Source organism: Pseudomonas sp. 18058, assembly GCF_902706155.1.
Classification (GTDB): Bacteria; Pseudomonadota; Gammaproteobacteria; order Pseudomonadales; family Pseudomonadaceae; genus Aquipseudomonas; species Aquipseudomonas rustica.
Map to the genome: position 1 here is coordinate 24,990 of NZ_CACSJY010000006.1, position 16,149 is coordinate 41,138.

Annotated in this window: 16 protein-coding genes and 1 tRNA gene; 12 read left to right on the forward strand and 5 right to left on the reverse strand. The window is 59.3% G+C overall.

Features of this window, described 5'->3' with window-relative positions; translation table 11 throughout:
* Together pgaC and pgaD are read left to right on the forward strand one after the other, a co-directional pair.
* Positions 1-1,356: a poly-beta-1,6-N-acetyl-D-glucosamine synthase gene (gene pgaC, locus GVL50_RS04845; RefSeq protein ID WP_159811944.1), complete on the forward strand. Its 1,356-nt coding sequence runs from the start codon at positions 1-3 to the stop codon at positions 1,354-1,356.
* Positions 1,353-1,880, forward strand: a complete 528-nt coding sequence (gene pgaD, locus GVL50_RS04850; protein ID WP_159811945.1) for a poly-beta-1,6-N-acetyl-D-glucosamine biosynthesis protein PgaD — start codon at positions 1,353-1,355, stop codon at positions 1,878-1,880. The genes pgaC and pgaD overlap by 4 nt, the downstream gene beginning before the upstream one ends.
* A gap of 245 nt (positions 1,881-2,125) precedes the next feature.
* On the opposite strand, the gene GVL50_RS04855 is transcribed toward pgaD, so the two are convergent.
* Positions 2,126-3,649 (reverse strand): apoptosis inducing factor family protein, encoded by a 1,524-nt coding sequence (locus tag GVL50_RS04855; protein ID WP_159811946.1) that lies wholly within the window; start codon positions 3,647-3,649, stop codon positions 2,126-2,128.
* A 139-nt stretch (positions 3,650-3,788) separates the two neighbouring features.
* Between GVL50_RS04855 and GVL50_RS04860 the strand changes: the two genes are divergently transcribed.
* From GVL50_RS04860 to GVL50_RS04890, 7 genes are all read left to right on the forward strand, one after another.
* The gene (locus tag GVL50_RS04860; protein ID WP_159811947.1) at positions 3,789-4,349 is read left to right on the forward strand and encodes a YbhB/YbcL family Raf kinase inhibitor-like protein; all 561 of its coding nucleotides are present in this window, start codon (positions 3,789-3,791) and stop codon (positions 4,347-4,349) included.
* An 88-nt stretch (positions 4,350-4,437) separates the two neighbouring features.
* Positions 4,438-6,123 carry a VWA domain-containing protein gene (locus tag GVL50_RS04865; protein ID WP_159811948.1) on the forward strand — a complete coding sequence of 562 codons (1,686 nt, stop codon included), beginning with the start codon at positions 4,438-4,440 and terminating at the stop codon, positions 6,121-6,123.
* A 30-nt stretch (positions 6,124-6,153) separates the two neighbouring features.
* Positions 6,154-6,735 (forward strand): RNA polymerase sigma factor, encoded by a 582-nt coding sequence (locus tag GVL50_RS04870; RefSeq protein WP_178124155.1) that lies wholly within the window; start codon positions 6,154-6,156, stop codon positions 6,733-6,735.
* Positions 6,732-7,328 carry a hypothetical protein gene (locus GVL50_RS04875; RefSeq protein ID WP_159811950.1) on the forward strand — a complete coding sequence of 199 codons (597 nt, stop codon included), beginning with the start codon at positions 6,732-6,734 and terminating at the stop codon, positions 7,326-7,328. Before GVL50_RS04870 ends, GVL50_RS04875 begins: the two co-directional genes overlap by 4 nt.
* Positions 7,329-7,347: 19 nt before the next feature.
* Positions 7,348-7,614, forward strand: a complete 267-nt coding sequence (locus GVL50_RS04880) for a hypothetical protein (protein ID WP_256671822.1) — start codon at positions 7,348-7,350, stop codon at positions 7,612-7,614.
* Positions 7,615-7,753: 139 nt separating this feature from the next.
* Positions 7,754-8,050 (forward strand): type II toxin-antitoxin system Phd/YefM family antitoxin, encoded by a 297-nt coding sequence (locus GVL50_RS04885; RefSeq protein ID WP_159811951.1) that lies wholly within the window; start codon positions 7,754-7,756, stop codon positions 8,048-8,050.
* Complete coding sequence (locus GVL50_RS04890; RefSeq protein WP_159811952.1) at positions 8,050-8,361, forward strand: type II toxin-antitoxin system RelE/ParE family toxin; 312 nt, start codon at positions 8,050-8,052, stop codon at positions 8,359-8,361. Before GVL50_RS04885 ends, GVL50_RS04890 begins: the two co-directional genes overlap by 1 nt.
* Positions 8,362-8,430: 69 nt before the next feature.
* Here GVL50_RS04890 and GVL50_RS04895 read toward each other — a convergent pair.
* Positions 8,431-8,507 (reverse strand) — tRNA-Arg (locus GVL50_RS04895).
* A 431-nt stretch (positions 8,508-8,938) separates the two neighbouring features.
* Between GVL50_RS04895 and gabD the strand changes: the two genes are divergently transcribed.
* From gabD to GVL50_RS04910, 3 genes are all read left to right on the forward strand, one after another.
* Positions 8,939-10,381 carry an NADP-dependent succinate-semialdehyde dehydrogenase gene (gabD, locus tag GVL50_RS04900; protein ID WP_053116466.1) on the forward strand — a complete coding sequence of 481 codons (1,443 nt, stop codon included), beginning with the start codon at positions 8,939-8,941 and terminating at the stop codon, positions 10,379-10,381.
* A 185-nt stretch (positions 10,382-10,566) separates the two neighbouring features.
* Positions 10,567-11,844, forward strand: a complete 1,278-nt coding sequence (gabT, locus tag GVL50_RS04905) for a 4-aminobutyrate--2-oxoglutarate transaminase (RefSeq protein ID WP_159811953.1) — start codon at positions 10,567-10,569, stop codon at positions 11,842-11,844.
* Positions 11,845-11,981: 137 nt separating this feature from the next.
* On the forward strand, positions 11,982-13,193 hold the full coding sequence (locus tag GVL50_RS04910) for a response regulator (protein ID WP_053116467.1): 1,212 nt from the start codon (positions 11,982-11,984) through the stop codon (positions 13,191-13,193).
* Positions 13,194-13,357: 164 nt separating this feature from the next.
* Here GVL50_RS04910 and GVL50_RS04915 read toward each other — a convergent pair whose 3' ends face one another.
* From GVL50_RS04915 to desA, 3 genes are all read right to left on the reverse strand, one after another.
* Positions 13,358-13,561 carry a hypothetical protein gene (locus GVL50_RS04915; protein WP_159811954.1) on the reverse strand — a complete coding sequence of 68 codons (204 nt, stop codon included), beginning with the start codon at positions 13,559-13,561 and terminating at the stop codon, positions 13,358-13,360.
* Between the two features lie 117 nt (positions 13,562-13,678).
* A complete protein-coding gene (locus GVL50_RS04920) occupies positions 13,679-14,668 on the reverse strand; it encodes a sensor domain-containing diguanylate cyclase (protein ID WP_159811955.1) in 990 nt (329 codons plus the stop codon).
* Positions 14,669-14,911: 243 nt separating this feature from the next.
* Entirely contained in the window at positions 14,912-16,093 is a 1,182-nt protein-coding gene (desA, locus tag GVL50_RS04925) for a delta-9 fatty acid desaturase DesA (protein WP_159811956.1), read from the reverse strand.
* Positions 16,094-16,149: the final 56 nt, after the last annotated feature.

Genomic DNA, 16,149 nt, shown 5'->3' on the forward strand with positions numbered 1-16,149 from the left:
ATGCTGGATAGACTGTTAGCCCTGCTTGTTCTGGCGATCGTCCTCGGCGTTCCGCTGGGGCTGATCTTCCTGGTGACCGGGCAGTTCCTGATGGACTTCGTGTTCTTCTACCCGCTGTTCATGTCCGGGTTGTGGATTGCCGGTGGCCTGTATTTCTGGCTGCACTGGGAACGGCACTGGCCTTGGAAAGACGACACGCTGCCGCCGCCACTGGAAGGCGAACCGCTGATCTCGATCCTGATCCCTTGCTACAACGAAGGTGACAACGCTGCCGATACGATCCACGCGGCGTTGGCTCAGCATTACCCGAACATCGAAGTCATCGCGATCAACGACGGCTCCAAGGACAACACCGCGCAAGTACTCGACGCGTTGGCCAAGGAAGATCCGCGCCTGCGTGTTCTTCACCTGGCGGAAAACCAGGGCAAGGCTGTGGCCCTGCGCATGGGCGCAATTGCCGCGCGCAGTGAATATCTGGTGTGCATCGACGGTGACGCGCTGCTGGCGCCGAACACCGCGGCCTATCTGGTTGCGCCGATGCTGGACAACGCACGCCTTGGCGCGGTCACCGGCAATCCTCGGATCCGAACGCGTTCGACGCTGGTCGGGCGGGTTCAGGTTGGCGAGTTCTCCTCGATCATCGGTTTGATCAAACGCACGCAACGGGTGTTCGGGCGGATCTTCACCGTGTCCGGTGTGATCGTCGCGTTCCGCCGTACCGCGCTGAACCGGGTGGGCTACTGGAGCCCGGACATGATCACCGAAGACATCGACATCAGCTGGAAGCTGCAACTCGATCACTGGAGCATCTTTTACGAGCCGCGCGCGCTGTGCTGGATTCTGATGCCGGAAACCCTCGGCGGCTTGTGGAAGCAACGTCTGCGTTGGGCTCAGGGCGGCGCCGAAGTGCTGTTCAAAAACATTCGCGGCATCTGGCAGTACCGCCATCGTTACCTGTGGCCGCTGCTGTTCGAATACTGCCTGTCGACCGGTTGGGCGTTCACCTTCCTGTTGTCGGTGATTTTCTGGGGCGTCGGCAAATTCGTGGTCATGCCGGAAGCGATTGCGGTGGATCACCTGATGCCGCCGGCCTTCACCGGTTTGCTGTTGGCTTTCGTCTGCCTGGTGCAGTTCGCGGTCAGCATCATCATCGACCGCCGCTATGAGCCCGGCCTGGGCAAGACCATGTTCTGGGTGGTCTGGTATCCATTGGTATTCTGGCTCATCAGCCTGCTGACCACGCTGGTCAGTTTTCCGAAAGTGCTGTTCGGCCAACATCAGAAACGTGCGCGTTGGGTCAGCCCTGACCGGGGCATCAAACCGCTCGGCGACGACGAAGAAGAGGTCATCAAATGAAAATCATCCGGACTCGCCAGCGGCCATTCCTGGTAGTGATCGACGTGATCCTCACCGTGTTGGCGTGGGTTGGCCTGCTGTATCTGCTGATTCGCGGATTGTGGCCGTTGATCGAGACGCATGCGGGCGCGCCGCGTATCGACAACTCGGCGTTCGATGCGCTGGGCACGTTGCAGATCTACATGTGGATTGCCTTGGTCAACGCGGTGGTGCTGATTTCCTGGGCGCGCTATCAACAGCGCAAAAGTCGCAGCTTTGCCCAGCGTCGATTGCCGTCGCCGGTGATTGACGATGAAGGGCTGAGCAAGAGCTTCAAGCTGTGCGATGACCGTTTCCAAAAGCTGCGCACGCCGGGCGTGATGACCATTCACAACGATCAGGATGGCGACATCAGCCATGTGGTGACGCATTTCTGGCCAGTCAAACAGGCGGAACTGCCAGCGCCGCTGGCACCGTTGGAGCACCCCCGGGTGATCTTTCTGCATGCCGAAGATGACGAAAATCGCGAGCCTTTGACCCGGTAACCCAGTGCTTGACCGATCGTTCCCACGCTGGAGCGTGGGAATGCCTCTTGGGACGCTCCGCGTCCAGTGACGCGGAGCGTCACGGGCTGCATTCCCACGCTGGAGCGTGGGAACGATCAAAAATTCGCGAACCACACGATCCACTGTAGGAGCCGAGCTTGCTCGCGAAGACGTCAGCACAGCCGAGATCGTTAGTGGCTGACCCGACGCTTTCGCGAGCAAGCTCGGCTCCCACAGGGGGGGCGTCAGTCGCGGATGAGGGCCCAGGCTTCTTCCATCATCAGCGGTTGTTTCATGCGTTCGGCGAGCATTGCCATCGCTCGTTCCTTTTCGCAGGCCACCGCGGCGACCAGAATGCCGTTTCTGCCGAACAACCCAATAAACGGCGGATGCTCCGGCTCGCCAAGAAACTCGACTTCATCCCAATGCTCGGCGTGTCCGAGGTAGTCGTAATTCTTGCCGAAATGCCACGTCCAGAAAAACGGCACGTCCAGATAATGCTCCTCGCCGCCAAGCATATTGGCCGCCGCGATGCGCGCATGTTGCTGAGCCAGGCGCCAGTGTTCGATGCGTTGTGGCTGGCCGTGCAGCGGGAACGTGGCGATGTCGCCAATCGCCCACAACCCTTCAGTGACGCGCATGCCGTCATCAACGCGCAAAGATTGATCCTTTTCCCTCGGCAGTGACGCGAACGCCTCGGTCGCCGGGTGTACGCCGATCCCCGCCAGTACCAGATCGGCTGAAATGCGCAGGCCGTTGTCCAGCAGCACCGCCTCGACTTTGCCGTCGCCAATAATCTCTGTCGCCTCATGATCGGTGATGAATTTCACGCCTTTTTCTTCATGCAGCGCGCGGATCGCTTTGCCCACCGCCTCGCCGAATTGCGCCGCGAAAGGTATCTCGTGGCGCGCCAGCACCGTGACGTCGAGACCGTGCTGACGCAGGGCTGACGCGCATTCGAGGGCGATAAAGCTGTCGCCGATGATCACTGCGCGTTGATCGGGGCTGGCCGCTTTCATGATCTGTTCGGCCTGGGCTTTTGAGCGCAGGACGAAAACTTGCGGCAGGTCGGCGCCGGGCAATTCCAGTGGATTGGGTTCGCCGCCAGTGGCCAATACTGCGGCGTCGTAACTCAACGTTTGGCCGTCATTGAGGTGCAGGGTTTTAGTCCCGGCATTGATGTCAGTAATTTCGCTTTGCAGGCGTTCGATGCGCTGCTCTTTATAGAAACTTTCATCACGCAGCGGCGGTGTTTCTGCCGGCGGCATGTCCCCGGCGAGGACAAATTTGCTCAGCACGGTGCGGTCGTAACCGGCGTCGGGTTCGCGGTCGATCATCACGATGCGGCCACCAAAACCCTTTTCCCTTAGAGCCGCCGCACACGCAATGCCTGCTGCCCCCGCGCCGACAATCACGAAAGTGCGTGAATCGTCGGCCGGCGGCGTGTGCGGATCCGCCAGCGCTTGGTCATCGACCCAAACCTCATCGCCACGCAATTCCAATGGATAACGCTTGAGACTGTCGAGCGCTGGTGGCTCGCACAACGCGCCGTCCTCCGCGCGAAAAGCAGCCTTGTGCCACGGGCAAATCAGCCGTCCGTGACACAACGCGCCGTCAGCCAGCGGCGCGCCGGCGTGTGGGCATTCGCCCTGAAATGCACGTAGCTGGACTCCCGCTCGCAGCAAAACGATCTTGCAGTCGCCGATTTCAACTTGCAGGCCACGGTCTTCAGGGACATCGGCGAAGCGGGCGACACGGTGCAGGGACATGATCGGCTTCCTCACGGGCATTTCTCTTACGAGTTTGCGCCGTGGTGCGAGGTTCAGCGATTTCCTGGTGCCACGGCACGAACGGTACAGCTATAGTCTGCAAGCCGACGACGGCCCAACTGCACAAGGTGCTCCCGGAATGACCCGATTGACCTCTCTCAACCCTTGGCTGGCGGCCATTGCCGTCGCCCTTTGCGTGCAGTTTCCGGCGCAGGCCCAGGAGCGTTTCACCCTGAGCATCCCGGGTGTTTCCGACAACCGTCTGTTCACCTCGGCAGCGGCCAGCGATGCGGCCGGTTGCGGTGGCAAGAATCAGTCGCCGGCATTGAGCTGGAACGCCGGCCCGTCGGGTACCCAGAGCTACGCGATCGTCATGCACGATCCGGACGGCCAGAAAGGCCTGGGCGTCGATCACTGGATTCACTACGGCATCAAAGCCACTACGCACCAGATTGCCGCCGGTGTCGGTGCGAAATCCGCGTTCGAAGGCGTCGGCGGCACCAACAGCAAGGGCAACACCCATTACATGGGCCCGTGCCCACCAGTGGGCGATAGCGCGCACCACTACATCATTCAGATCTACGCACTTGATCTGGCCCCGGATGCCTTGCCGGCCGGTCTGACCCGCGCTGAACTGATGGAAAAAATCAAAGGTCACGTCCTGCGCAACAGCAGTGCGGTACGGCGTTATCACCGCTGAAAATATTTTCAGCGGCGTTTAACCCGAACTGAAGGGGCGGCCCGTCTCAGTGGATGAATGATCAATTTCATCCCCGAGGTCAGCCCCCATGTCCCGTCCTGTGTATTTCTTGCGGCCCGTTGCTGTTGGTGTGTTGCTGGCGGTGGCCGGTTGCGGCGTTTCCTCCAACCCGGAATCCGATGCCGTGCCGGCGCCCGCTCAGCCTGCGCAATTGATCCAGCAGGAAGCGCTGATGGCCGACAGCACAATGGCTAAACGCGCGTTGTACAAAATGCCCAACGCGGGCAGCGCGCCGATGCCGCAGAGCGAAAGTTATCCACAAGGCTATCGCGACGAGCAGCGCGAGCAATATCAGGCCTTGGCCGATAACCCGGTCCACAGCGTCGCCGAATCCCCGGTTTCAACCTTCAGCGCCGACGTCGATACCGGCGCTTATGCCAACGTCCGCCGTTTGCTCAATCAAGGACGCCTGCCACCAGAAGGCGCGGTGCGGCTCGAGGAAATGGTCAATTACTTCCCTTATGACTATGCGCTGCCGAGCGATGGCTCGCCGTTTGGCGTGACCACCGAGCTGGTCGCTTCACCGTGGAACCCGCACACGCGCTTGCTGCGCATCGGCATCAAGGCTTCCGATCGCGCGGTGGCGGAATTGCCTCCGGCCAATCTGGTGTTTCTGGTCGATGTGTCCGGCTCGATGGATCGCCGTGAAGGTTTGCCGATGGTCAAAAGCACGCTGAAATTGCTGGTCGATCAATTGCGCGATCAGGATCGCGTGTCGCTGGTGGTGTATGCCGGAGAATCCAGAGTGGTGCTCGAGCCGACTTCCGGAAGGGAAAAAACGAAAATTCGTACAGCTATTGAGCAATTGACCGCTGGTGGCTCGACCGCAGGCGCTTCAGGCATCGAACTGGCTTATTCATTGGCGCAGCAGGCCTTCATCGGCAAAGGCATCAATCGCATCCTCTTGGCCACCGACGGTGATTTCAACGTCGGGGTCAGCGACTTCGACAGCCTCAAGCAAATGGCTGTGGATAAACGCAAATCCGGAATCTCGCTGACCACTCTGGGTTTTGGTGTGGATAACTACAATGAACATTTGATGGAGCAGTTGGCCGATGCGGGCGATGGCAACTATGCCTACATCGACAACCTGCGCGAGGCGCGCAAGGTTCTAGTCGATCAACTCGGTTCGACCCTCGCCGTGGTCGCGAAAAACGTTAAGTTGCAGGTGGAGTTCAACCCGGCGCAGGTCAGCGAATATCGCCTGCTCGGCTACGAAAACCGCGCGCTGAAGCGTGAGGATTTCAGCAATGACAAGGTCGATGCCGGCGAAATCGGTGCAGGCCATACGGTGACCGCGCTGTACGAAATTGTTCCGGCAGGCGAGAAGGGTTGGTTGGAGCCGTTGCGATACGGCAAATCGACGCCAGCGGTTTCTGAGGCGAACGGGGAATTGGCGATGCTGCGTGTGCGATATCAACAGCCCGAAGGTGGGAAAAGTCTGCTGATCGAGCGGCCGATTGCCAATCAGGTGAAAAGCGCCAGTGAGGATCTACGCTTTGCCGCTGCGGTCGCCGCGTTTTCCCAGCAACTCAAGGACGCTCGTTACACCGGCGATTTCAGCCTGAAAGACACCGAAACGCTGGCCCGTGGCGCTCGCGGCGACGACCGTTTCGGCTTGCGCAACGAGTTCGTGCAACTGGTGCAGCTGACGCAGAGTCTGCGCACTTCTACCGCATCGAATGCGCAGGCCACTGAACGACGGATTGAATAAGTGAATCGTCTGAAGGGTTTTATCAGCCAGCTGTTTGCTTCGGCAGACAGCCCGACCGCCAGCAGCGATGAATCGCTGCTGGCGCGTTATCGCGAGGGCGACGGCGCGGCGTTCGAGATCTTATACGCCCGTCATCGACAGGGTTTGTACCGGTTTCTGCTTGGGTTGAGCAGTAAACCGGAATTGGCCGATGAGGTGTTTCAGGAAACCTGGCTCAGCCTGATCCGCAGCGCCAGTCAGCCACAAGGTCGCGCGACATTTCGTACGTGGCTGTTCCAGATTGCGCGCAATCGCCTGATCGATCACTGGCGCAAACATGGCGCGCAACAACCGCTGCACGACAGCTATGACGAACAAACTCACGCGGTCAGCGATGAAGCGAGCGATCCCGAGCAACTGCTGAGCCTCAGCCGCGACAGCCAGCGCCTCGAAAGCGCCCTGCAAACCTTGCCCGCCGACCAGCGCGAAGTGTTCTTGCTGCGCGCCCACGGCGACCTCGACCTGGCGCAAATCGCCAGCCTCACCGAAACACCGCTGGAAACCGTCAAAAGCCGCTTGCGCTACGCCCAGCAAAAACTGCGTCGGCTGCTGGCCGAGGAGGTACTCACATGACTGACGCCCGCCAGACACCCGAAGATCCGCTGATCAAACACGTGCGCGAACAGCACAACGCTGAACCGCCCGCGCATCTCGACGCATTCATCCTCAATACCGCGCGCCGCGAAACGCCTGCGGTGCAACCGAGCCTGTGGCAACGCTGGTTGCGGGCCTGCCGCAAACCGCGCTGGCAAGTCGCATTCGCCAGCCTCGTCGGCGTCGCGTTGATGTTGTCGCTGGTGCAGCGCACGCCCGAACCGCTGCGCCATTACGACTACGCCCCGGCGCCGAAACTCGCTGTGCCGATGGCCGAAGCGGACTCCGCGCAACTGCACAGATTGTCCGCCCCGGCAGCGCCCCGAGCCGCGCCCGCGCCGATGATGGAAATGGCCGCGCCTATGCAAAGCCAGGCGATCAGCGCCGATGAAGCCAAGGTCAGCAAGCGCGCCGCCGCCCCACCCAATGGCCTCGACGAACAACTGCGCGAAGTCCTGCGTCTGCGCGAATCCGGCCAATCGCAAGCCGCCGATAGCCTGTTCAATAACCTGCATAAGCGCTACCCGAACGTCGATCTCGACGCCCGACTCGAACAGTTGCAAGAAAAATGACCCTGTAAACCTCAGCCATTTGGCAATGCCCCGCAAAAACGCGCACTATCGGGGCATTGCCAATACGCCGGAGGACAACGTGGCATCGAAAATTGACCGCATTGCCCAACTGCTCAACTGCCCGCAAAAGGGCGAAGAGATGCGGCGCGCTATTACCGAGGCACGTAAGGAATTTCTGCTGAACCAGCCGGAAGAAAACGTCGTTGATGAGGACGAGGTTTTTGAGGAGGTTGAGGGGGAAGAGGATGACGAAGAATATGATGAGTTTGATTGGACGACGGAGTAAAGCCGCTTTGGCGGATTCTGGCTTCAAGTTGTAAACACTCTCCTTTTCCCGGTTTCTTTATACAGACTCATAAGCATTGACCCTCCTTCTCTAAAAAGAGCACTATAAGGTACTTTTTTATGTACCTTTTGGAGTCGCCATGGAGCAGTTGCTTGCGAGTCGTTCGGTGAGTATTACTGAACTGAAACGGAGCCCGAGTACGGTGATTGAGCAGGCGGGTTCAGAACCCATTGCCGTTCTCAATCATAATCGTCCCGCCGCTTATCTCTTGGCGCATGCGACTTACCAGGAGTTGCTGGATCGCCTTCGAGCTGCCGAGTTACGCGAGGCGATTGTGGCCAGCCGCAATGATCCCCGTCCGGCAATCGCCGCTGACACTGTATTCGATGAGCTTGAAGCGCTTATAGATGGTGTTGAAGCTGAGCAAAGTCGTTGATGAGGCGGTTGTTTTTTTCCGCGCTTTCACGGGAGGATTTGCAGCAGATTGCCCGCTTTATCGCTCGCGATAATCCCAAGCGCGCACGTTCTTTCGTTGGCGAGTTGCGCGTACGGTGCGATCACTTGATCGCTCAGCCTAATCAAGGCATTTCGCGAGAAGATTGTGCCAAGGGGCTGAAAATGATTACTCATGCTCGTTATTTGATTTTTTACTCGATCGTAGAGGGAGACGTTCAGATAGAGCGGGTTTTGCACAGTGCGCGAGATCTTGCCCGATTGTTTGAAGCTGTAGGTGGTGAGCCTCAGTAGAATTGAAATGCAATCGCCCACAAAAAAGCCCCGGACTTCATCAGTCCGGGGCTTTCTCGTTTAGATCAATGGTGCACCAGGCGGGATTCGAACCCACGACCCCTGCCTTCGGAGGGCAGTACTCTATCCAGCTGAGCTACTGGTGCAGCGGGCGACATCATACCTAGGTCGGCTCGGGGCGTCCATGCTGGGGTTTGTCAGTGCGCGTGTCGGTTGAAATCGCTGTATTCCTTAAAGCTGTAACGTCCTGCAAAACCCTCGCTTGGCGCTTTCCCGGGGTTGATCTATGGTTTTGCTTCGGCACCGGGTTTGGCTCGTTGATCTGAAAAATCCGGCAAAAGCGGCGTTTTTGTTCTTTTTTTCGAACGACCTATTGTCCTTTAACCCCTTTGATCCTACGATCCGTTTGAGATTTCAAACGCTCGTTGAGCGGGTGTTGAAGCGCCGGTGGTTCGAATCGTCCACGGTTGATGCGCCACACCCGGTCACTGATTTCCCTGACGGCAGCCTTGCGAGGCGCCTTTCTACAATCATAATTTGCTCCGCGCAGGCCGCGGTGCTGTTAAGGAAAGCCGACATGCAGCTTAAAGACACCCAGTTGTTCCGCCAGCAAGCCTTTATTGATGGCGCTTGGGTCGATGCGGACAACGGTCAGACGATCAAGGTTAACAACCCGGCCACCGGCGAAATCCTCGGTACCGTGCCAAAAATGGGCGCCGCCGAAACCCGCCGTGCCATCGAAGCCGCTGACAAAGCGCTGCCAGCCTGGCGTGCACTGACCGCCAAAGAGCGCGCAGGCAAGCTGCGTCGCTGGTTCGAACTGATGATCGAGAATCAGGACGACCTCGCGCGCTTGATGACCCTCGAGCAGGGCAAGCCGCTGGCCGAAGCCAAGGGCGAAATCGTTTACGCCGCTTCGTTCATCGAGTGGTTCGCCGAAGAAGCCAAGCGCATCTACGGTGACGTGATTCCGGGTCATCAGCCAGACAAGCGTCTGATCGTGATCAAGCAGCCAATCGGCGTGACCGCCGCGATCACCCCGTGGAACTTCCCGGCCGCGATGATCACCCGTAAAGCCGGCCCGGCACTGGCTGCCGGTTGCACCATGGTGCTCAAGCCTGCTTCGCAAACACCGTTTTCCGCTTTCGCCCTGGCCGAACTGGCTCAGCGCGCCGGCATTCCTGCGGGCGTGTTCAGCGTGGTGTCCGGCAGCGCCGGCGACATCGGCAGCGAGCTGACCAGCAACCCGATCGTGCGCAAATTGTCCTTCACCGGTTCGACCGAAATTGGTCGTCAGCTGATGGCTGAATGCGCCAAGGACATCAAGAAAGTCTCGCTGGAACTGGGCGGTAACGCGCCGTTCATCGTGTTCGACGACGCGGATCTGGATAAGGCCGTCGAAGGCGCGATCATTTCCAAATACCGCAACAACGGCCAGACCTGCGTCTGCGCCAACCGTCTGTACATTCAGGATTCGGTCTACGACGCGTTCGCCGAGAAGCTGAAAGTGGCTGTGGCTAAACTGAAGATCGGCAACGGTCTGGAAGACGGCACCACCACTGGCCCGCTGATCGACGAAAAAGCCGTGGCCAAGGTCAAAGAACACATTGCTGACGCCGTGGCCAAAGGCGCGACCGTGCTGGCCGGTGGCAAGGCGATGGAAGGCAACTTCTTCGAACCGACCATCCTCACCAACGTGCCGAAAAATGCTGCTGTGGCCAAGGAAGAAACCTTTGGTCCGCTGGCGCCGCTGTTCCGCTTCAAAGACGAAGCCGAAGTGATCGCGATGTCCAACGACACCGAGTTCGGTCTGGCTTCGTACTTCTATGCTCGCGACCTGGGTCGTGTGTTCCGTGTCGCGGAAGCGCTGGAATACGGCATGGTTGGCGTCAACACCGGGCTGATCTCCAACGAAGTCGCGCCGTTCGGCGGCATCAAGGCCTCGGGCCTGGGCCGTGAAGGCTCCAAGTACGGCATCGAAGATTACCTGGAAATCAAATACCTCTGCCTGGGCATCTAAGCCCGGTCAAAGATCGCTGCAAACGCAAAGGGCACGAGAGCGCTGTCCCTTTGCGTCGTTTCAAACCGGAATTTTCTCTGCGGCCGGGAACGCCGTGGCAGTCGATCATCGCATGCTGCCACCGTCGCTTCCTCCCGCTTAATCCTTGAACAACGCCGCCCGATGAGCGGCGAATGAGGACTGTAATGAGCAAGACTAACGCTGAACTGATGGCCCGCCGTACCGCAGCTGTTCCACGTGGTGTTGGCCAGATTCACCCGATCTTCGCTGAGTCGGCAAAAAACGCTACCGTGACTGACGTTGAAGGTCGTGAGTTCATCGACTTCGCCGGCGGTATCGCTGTACTGAACACCGGCCACGTGCACCCGAAAATCATCGCCGCCGTGACCGAACAGCTGAACAAGCTGACCCACACTTGCTTCCAGGTTCTGGCTTACGAGCCGTACGTAGAAGTGTGCGAAAAAATCAACGCGAAGGTCCCGGGTGATTTCGCCAAGAAAACCCTGCTGGTCACCACCGGTTCCGAAGCGGTAGAAAACGCCGTGAAAATCGCGCGTGCCGCCACTGGCCGTGCCGGCGTGATCGCCTTCACCGGCGCCTACCACGGTCGCACCATGATGACCCTGGGCCTGACCGGTAAAGTCGTGCCTTACTCGGCCGGCATGGGCCTGATGCCAGGCGGCATCTTCCGCGCGCTGTACCCGAACGAACTGCACGGCGTGAGCATCGACGATTCGATCGCTTCCATCGAACGCATCTTCAAGAACGACGCCGAGCCGAAAGACATCGCCGCAATCATCATCGAGCCTGTACAGGGTGAAGGTGGTTTCTACGTCGCGCCGAAGGAATTCATGAAGCGCCTGCGTGCGCTGTGCGACCAGCACGGCATCCTGCTGATCGCTGACGAAGTACAGACTGGCGCTGGCCGTACCGGTACCTTCTTCGCCATGGAACAGATGGGCGTAGCAGCCGACCTGACCACCTTCGCCAAATCCATCGCTGGCGGCTTCCCGCTGGCCGGTGTCTGCGGCAAGGCCGAATACATGGACGCCATTGCTCCAGGCGGCCTGGGCGGCACCTACGCCGGTAGCCCGATCGCTTGCGCCGCTGCGCTGGCCGTGATGGAAGTGTTCGAAGAAGAGAACCTGCTTGATCGCTGCAAAGCAGTCGGCGAGCGTCTGGTGACTGGCCTGAAGGCTATCCAGGCCAAGTACCCGGTGATCGGTGAAGTCCGTGCGCTGGGCGCGATGATCGCGGTCGAGCTGTTCGAAAACGGCGACAGCCACAAGCCGAACGCTGCAGCAGTGGCATCGGTTGTGGCCAAGGCACGCGACAAGGGTCTGATCCTGCTGTCTTGCGGCACCTACGGCAACGTTCTGCGCGTCCTCGTACCGCTGACCTCGCCGGACGAGCAACTGGACAAAGGTCTGGCGATCATTGAAGAGTGCTTCTCCGAGCTCTGATCACCCAGTGTGACCTGATCGACAAAAAACCCGCTTCGGCGGGTTTTTTTTCGCCCCTTGAAACACATCGGGGGCTTTAGCACTGTATCGAAAGGCCAGCATTGGCTAAGGTTCAGGCATTGCAAGGGAGAGCGCGCATGACCGCCGTTGATTTACCCGCCGTACCCCGAGTGCTGATTGCCGAGGCCGACCCGTGGTCGCGCGACCTGCTCAAACAAGTGCTGCTGAACGTGCGTTGCGATGCGCGGCTGGATCTGTGCGCCGATGGTCAACAAGCGATGTCGTTGCTCAGCGAAGTGCCGTATGACCTCGCGATCGTCGACTGGGAGCTGCCCGGCGTCGATGGTCTGAATGTGCTGCGCAGCGTGCGGCAGCGCAAACGCAATCCGCCGCTGCCGTTCATTCTGATGAGCAGCCGCAACGACAGCGCCAGCGTGCGCGAAGCGATTCCGCTGGCGCCGACAGCGTATCTGACCAAACCGCTGAACATGGAAAGCCTGACCCAGCGTTTGCAGGGGTTGCTGCTCAATGCCGGGGAAGAGGTGTTCTGCGAAGTGCCGGCGCTGGCGCCGGGTATGACGCTGTCGGTGTTTCTCGAGCGACGCCGTGAGCAGGCTGACGGCGCGCCGCTGATGACCGATGTGCAAGTGGCGGTGAAGCGCAGCCTCAACCCTGGCGGGCTGGATCTGAAGGTGCTCGAAGATGAGATAAAAACCGATCCGCAGATCACTGCCGTGTTGATCGCTGCCGCCAACAGCGCCGCGCAACACCATGGCGCGCCAGTGCAGACATTGGCGCAGGCACTGCACCGGCTCGGTACCGGGCAGAGCATGAATTTGATTCTGGGGCTGGCGCTCAAGCGTAGCGCCAGGCTCAGCGATCCGTGTCTGGCGGATTATGCCGAGCGTTATTGGGGGCTGTCGTTGCACACCGCTGAATACGCGCGCACGTTGGCGCGTTTGCTCGATCTGGATCAGGAGCGCTGCTACTGCGCGGGGATGCTGCATCGGTTGGGTGATCTGGCGTTGCTGCGTTGTTTGCAGGAATGGCAGCAGGCCGGTGGGGCGCTGGATGAGCTGGAGGAGGTTGGTGAGGCGCTGGCGGAATTTGGTGCGGCGTATGGATCGGCACTGCGCACGCGTTGGCGCTTGCCACTGGAGCTGCGTGAGCTGATTGCGGCGGTGTATCAACTCGGTGGCGGGGTGTATTCCCGTGAAGCGCTGGTGATGAACATGGCGGCGCAGATGGCGCACCTGACTGAGCATGAAGGCATAGAAGAATTGGCGAAAAGCCGCACGGCACGGCTGCTCAAGATCGGCTTGCCGGAGCTGATGCGGATGCGTAAGTAACCCGCCCACACCATACTTGTAAGAGTCGGGCCTTTGTGGCGAGGGGATTTATCCCCGATGGACTGCGCAGCAGTCCCCCCTCTTTTTAAATCAAAAAAGGGGGCGCTTCGCACCCCATCGGGGATAAATCCCCTCGCCACAGGTTCGCATTTCAAATCGAATATTCAGGCAGAGATAATGCGGTTCTTGCCTTGGTGCTTGGCTTCGTACATCGCTGCATCCGCACGGGCGAACAGGCTGTCGAGGCTTCTGACTGAGCATGAAGGCATCGAAGAGCTGGCGAAAAGCCGCGCGGCACGGCTGCTCAAGATCGGCTTGCCGGAGCTGATGCGGATGCGTAAGTAACTTTGATACACCGCGAAATTCATGTGGGAGCGGGCTTGCTCGCGAAGGCGTGGTGTCAGTTACATCATCGTTAAATGACACACCGCTTTCGCGAGCAAGCCCGCTCCCACAGGGTTTTGTGTTGATATTGGAGTTCGTGTTCAGGCAGAGATAATGCGGTTCTTGCCTTGGCGCTTGGCTTCGTACATCGCTGCATCCGCGCGGGCGAACAGGCTGTCGAGGCTGTCATCTTCGTCGGTGAGGCTGGTCAGGCCCTGGCTCACGGTGATGCTGAAGGTCTGGCCATCGTGGTTGAAACTCAGACGTTGAATCTCCTGTTGCAAGCGTTCCGCGACCTGCATCGCCATGTCCGGCGCGCACCCTGGAAACACAGCCGCAAATTCCTCCCCGCCAATCCGCCCGAACAGATCGCCGCGTCGTAGCGAGCCGCGCCCGCACTCGGCGACTCGCTGCAACACGTTGTCGCCTTCCGGATGCCCGTAGCTGTCGTTGATCACTTTGAAGTCATCAATGTCCAGCAACAGAAACGCCATCGGCGAACCTTGCAGCCGCGCCTCTTCAAACTCGCGGTGGGCGCATTCGAAGAAGTGTCGGCGGTTGCTGCTTTGTGTCAGCACGTCGGTGGTCGCCAGACGATGCAGCTCGGTTTCCATCTGCTTCTTTTCGGTGATGTCTTCGGCAATGCCGACGATGATCACCGGTTGTCCGCTATCGTCCTGACGGTTGATAAAGCATTTGTCGCTGAGCCAGCGGATCTGGCCATCGGCGGCGATGATGCGGTATTCGCGATCTTCCACCGCGCCCTTGTGCAGGACTTCGGCGAGGCTGCGTTCAGCGTATTCGAGGTCGTCGGGGTAGATGCTGTCGCGCCACTGGTTGTAGTCGGCGAGGAGAAGGCCGGCGGAGCGGCCGAAAATCCGTTCATACGCGGGGCTGACGTACAGCACCTGACGGGTTTCCCAGTTAAACGCCCAAAGCACCGCGTTGACACTGACCAGCAGCGAGCTGAACAGCTGTTCGCGTTCGCTTAAGCGGGCGACTTCGCCTTGGGCGTGCATCAAGGCCATGAGGGTTTGCGCGGCTTCGGGCCACTGCGGGAAAGATGAGTCTTTTTGGTTGTTATTGACCATCGGCACAAGTCTCAAAGGGCGTGCCGCAATCGACAACGGCCACAGAACAGCCCGCCGGGATGGCGAAGTGTCTTTGAGATAGGGGATTTTGGGCGAAGTTCCCGGTTTTTACCGGATCCTGCCAAGTGGCCATCGCGGCACACCTGTAGGAGCTGTCGAGTGAAACGAGGCTGCGATCTTTTGATTTCAACAAACAGAATCAAAAGATCGCAGCCTGCGGCAGCTCCTACTTGGGGCCGGTGTTTAGGCAGTAGGGCGCAGGGAGTAGGTTTTCAACTGGCCGGCGAAGTCGCGCAGAGACTGGATGCCGCTGGCTTCCGCTTCGTGAACCCACTCTTTGATGGCGGCGAGCATGTCGTGTCCATTGGAGCTGGTCTTGACCCAGATCTGCTGCAGGGCCAGGCGTTTTTCGTAAATCACCTTCAGTGCCTGGCTGTGCTCGAGCATGTTCTGGATGCGCAAGTGGTGACGGTCTTCCAGCAGGCTGGTTTCCCGCGACAGCAGGCGCTTGGCCCGGTGGAACTGGTGACGCACCGAGTGATCGACCTTGGCCAGTTCTTGCTGAACCAGTGGGCCGATCACCAATTTGCGGTACTGGGCCATGATCTGGAAGCGGTTGTTGAGGATCGCCATCGCGGTGTCCATGTCCAGATTGCCCTTGCCTTCGACACGGTGGGCGATCGGTGCAACGCGCTGAACCTTGGCCAGACGGAAGAAGCTGAAGACTTTGATCCACGCCCAACCGAGGTCGAACTCCCACTTCTTCACCGACAGCTTGGCCGAGTTCGGGTAGGTGTGATGGTTGTTATGCAGTTCTTCGCCGCCGATCAGGATGCCCCACGGCACCAGATTGGTCGCCGCGTCGCGGCATTCGAAGTTGCGATAGCCGACAGCGTGGCCCAGACCGTTGATGACGCCAGCGGCCCACACCGGGATCCACATCATCTGGATCGCCCAGATGGTGATGCCGATGGTGCCGAACAGCATCAGGTCGATAACGCCCATGATCGCCACGCCCAGCAGCGGATAACGGCTGTAGACATTGCGTTCGATCCAGTCTTCCGGGCAGTTCTTGCCGTAGATGCGCAGGGTTTCCGGGTTCTGCGCTTCGGCGCGGTACAACTCGGCGCCGGTACGCAACACGGTGGAAAGACCCTTGATGACCGGGCTGTGCGGGTCGTCTTCGGTTTCGCACTTGGCATGGTGTTTACGGTGGATGGCTGTCCACTCGCGGGTGTTCTGCGCCGTGGTCAGCCACAGCCAGAAACGGAAGAAATGTTTCAGGCCAGCATTCAGCTCCAGCGAGCGATGGGCCGAATAACGGTGCAGATAGACGGTGACGGCTACAATCGTCACGTGGGTCATCAGCAGGGTGACCGCGACCAGAGACCAGGCCGACAAGCCAAGAAAACCTTCGTACCACATAGGCTATAGGGCCCTCGATAAAGATAAAAACAGCCGTTGCATTATCACTAAGCACA

Excerpts from the sequence above, each read along its gene's own strand:
- pgaD (WP_159811945.1), top strand. The coding sequence starts at position 1,353 with ATGAAAATCATCCGGACTCGCCAGCGGCCATTCCTGGTAGTGATCGAC.
- pgaC (WP_159811944.1), top strand. The coding sequence starts at position 1 with ATGCTGGATAGACTGTTAGCCCTGCTTGTTCTGGCGATCGTCCTCGGC.
- GVL50_RS04890 (WP_159811952.1), top strand. The coding sequence starts at position 8,050 with ATGAGGCGGTTGTTTTTTTCCGCGCTTTCACGGGAGGATTTGCAGCAG.
- desA (WP_159811956.1), bottom strand. The coding sequence starts at position 16,093 with ATGTGGTACGAAGGTTTTCTTGGCTTGTCGGCCTGGTCTCTGGTCGCG.
- gabD (WP_053116466.1), top strand. The coding sequence starts at position 8,939 with ATGCAGCTTAAAGACACCCAGTTGTTCCGCCAGCAAGCCTTTATTGAT.
- gabT (WP_159811953.1), top strand. The coding sequence starts at position 10,567 with ATGAGCAAGACTAACGCTGAACTGATGGCCCGCCGTACCGCAGCTGTT.
- GVL50_RS04920 (WP_159811955.1), bottom strand. The coding sequence starts at position 14,668 with ATGGTCAATAACAACCAAAAAGACTCATCTTTCCCGCAGTGGCCCGAA.
- GVL50_RS04915 (WP_159811954.1), bottom strand. The coding sequence starts at position 13,561 with ATGAATTTCGCGGTGTATCAAAGTTACTTACGCATCCGCATCAGCTCC.
- GVL50_RS04885 (WP_159811951.1), top strand. The coding sequence starts at position 7,754 with ATGGAGCAGTTGCTTGCGAGTCGTTCGGTGAGTATTACTGAACTGAAA.
- GVL50_RS04860 (WP_159811947.1), top strand. The coding sequence starts at position 3,789 with ATGACCCGATTGACCTCTCTCAACCCTTGGCTGGCGGCCATTGCCGTC.
- GVL50_RS04855 (WP_159811946.1), bottom strand. The coding sequence starts at position 3,649 with ATGTCCCTGCACCGTGTCGCCCGCTTCGCCGATGTCCCTGAAGACCGT.
- GVL50_RS04875 (WP_159811950.1), top strand. The coding sequence starts at position 6,732 with ATGACTGACGCCCGCCAGACACCCGAAGATCCGCTGATCAAACACGTG.
- GVL50_RS04865 (WP_159811948.1), top strand. The coding sequence starts at position 4,438 with ATGTCCCGTCCTGTGTATTTCTTGCGGCCCGTTGCTGTTGGTGTGTTG.
- GVL50_RS04910 (WP_053116467.1), top strand. The coding sequence starts at position 11,982 with ATGACCGCCGTTGATTTACCCGCCGTACCCCGAGTGCTGATTGCCGAG.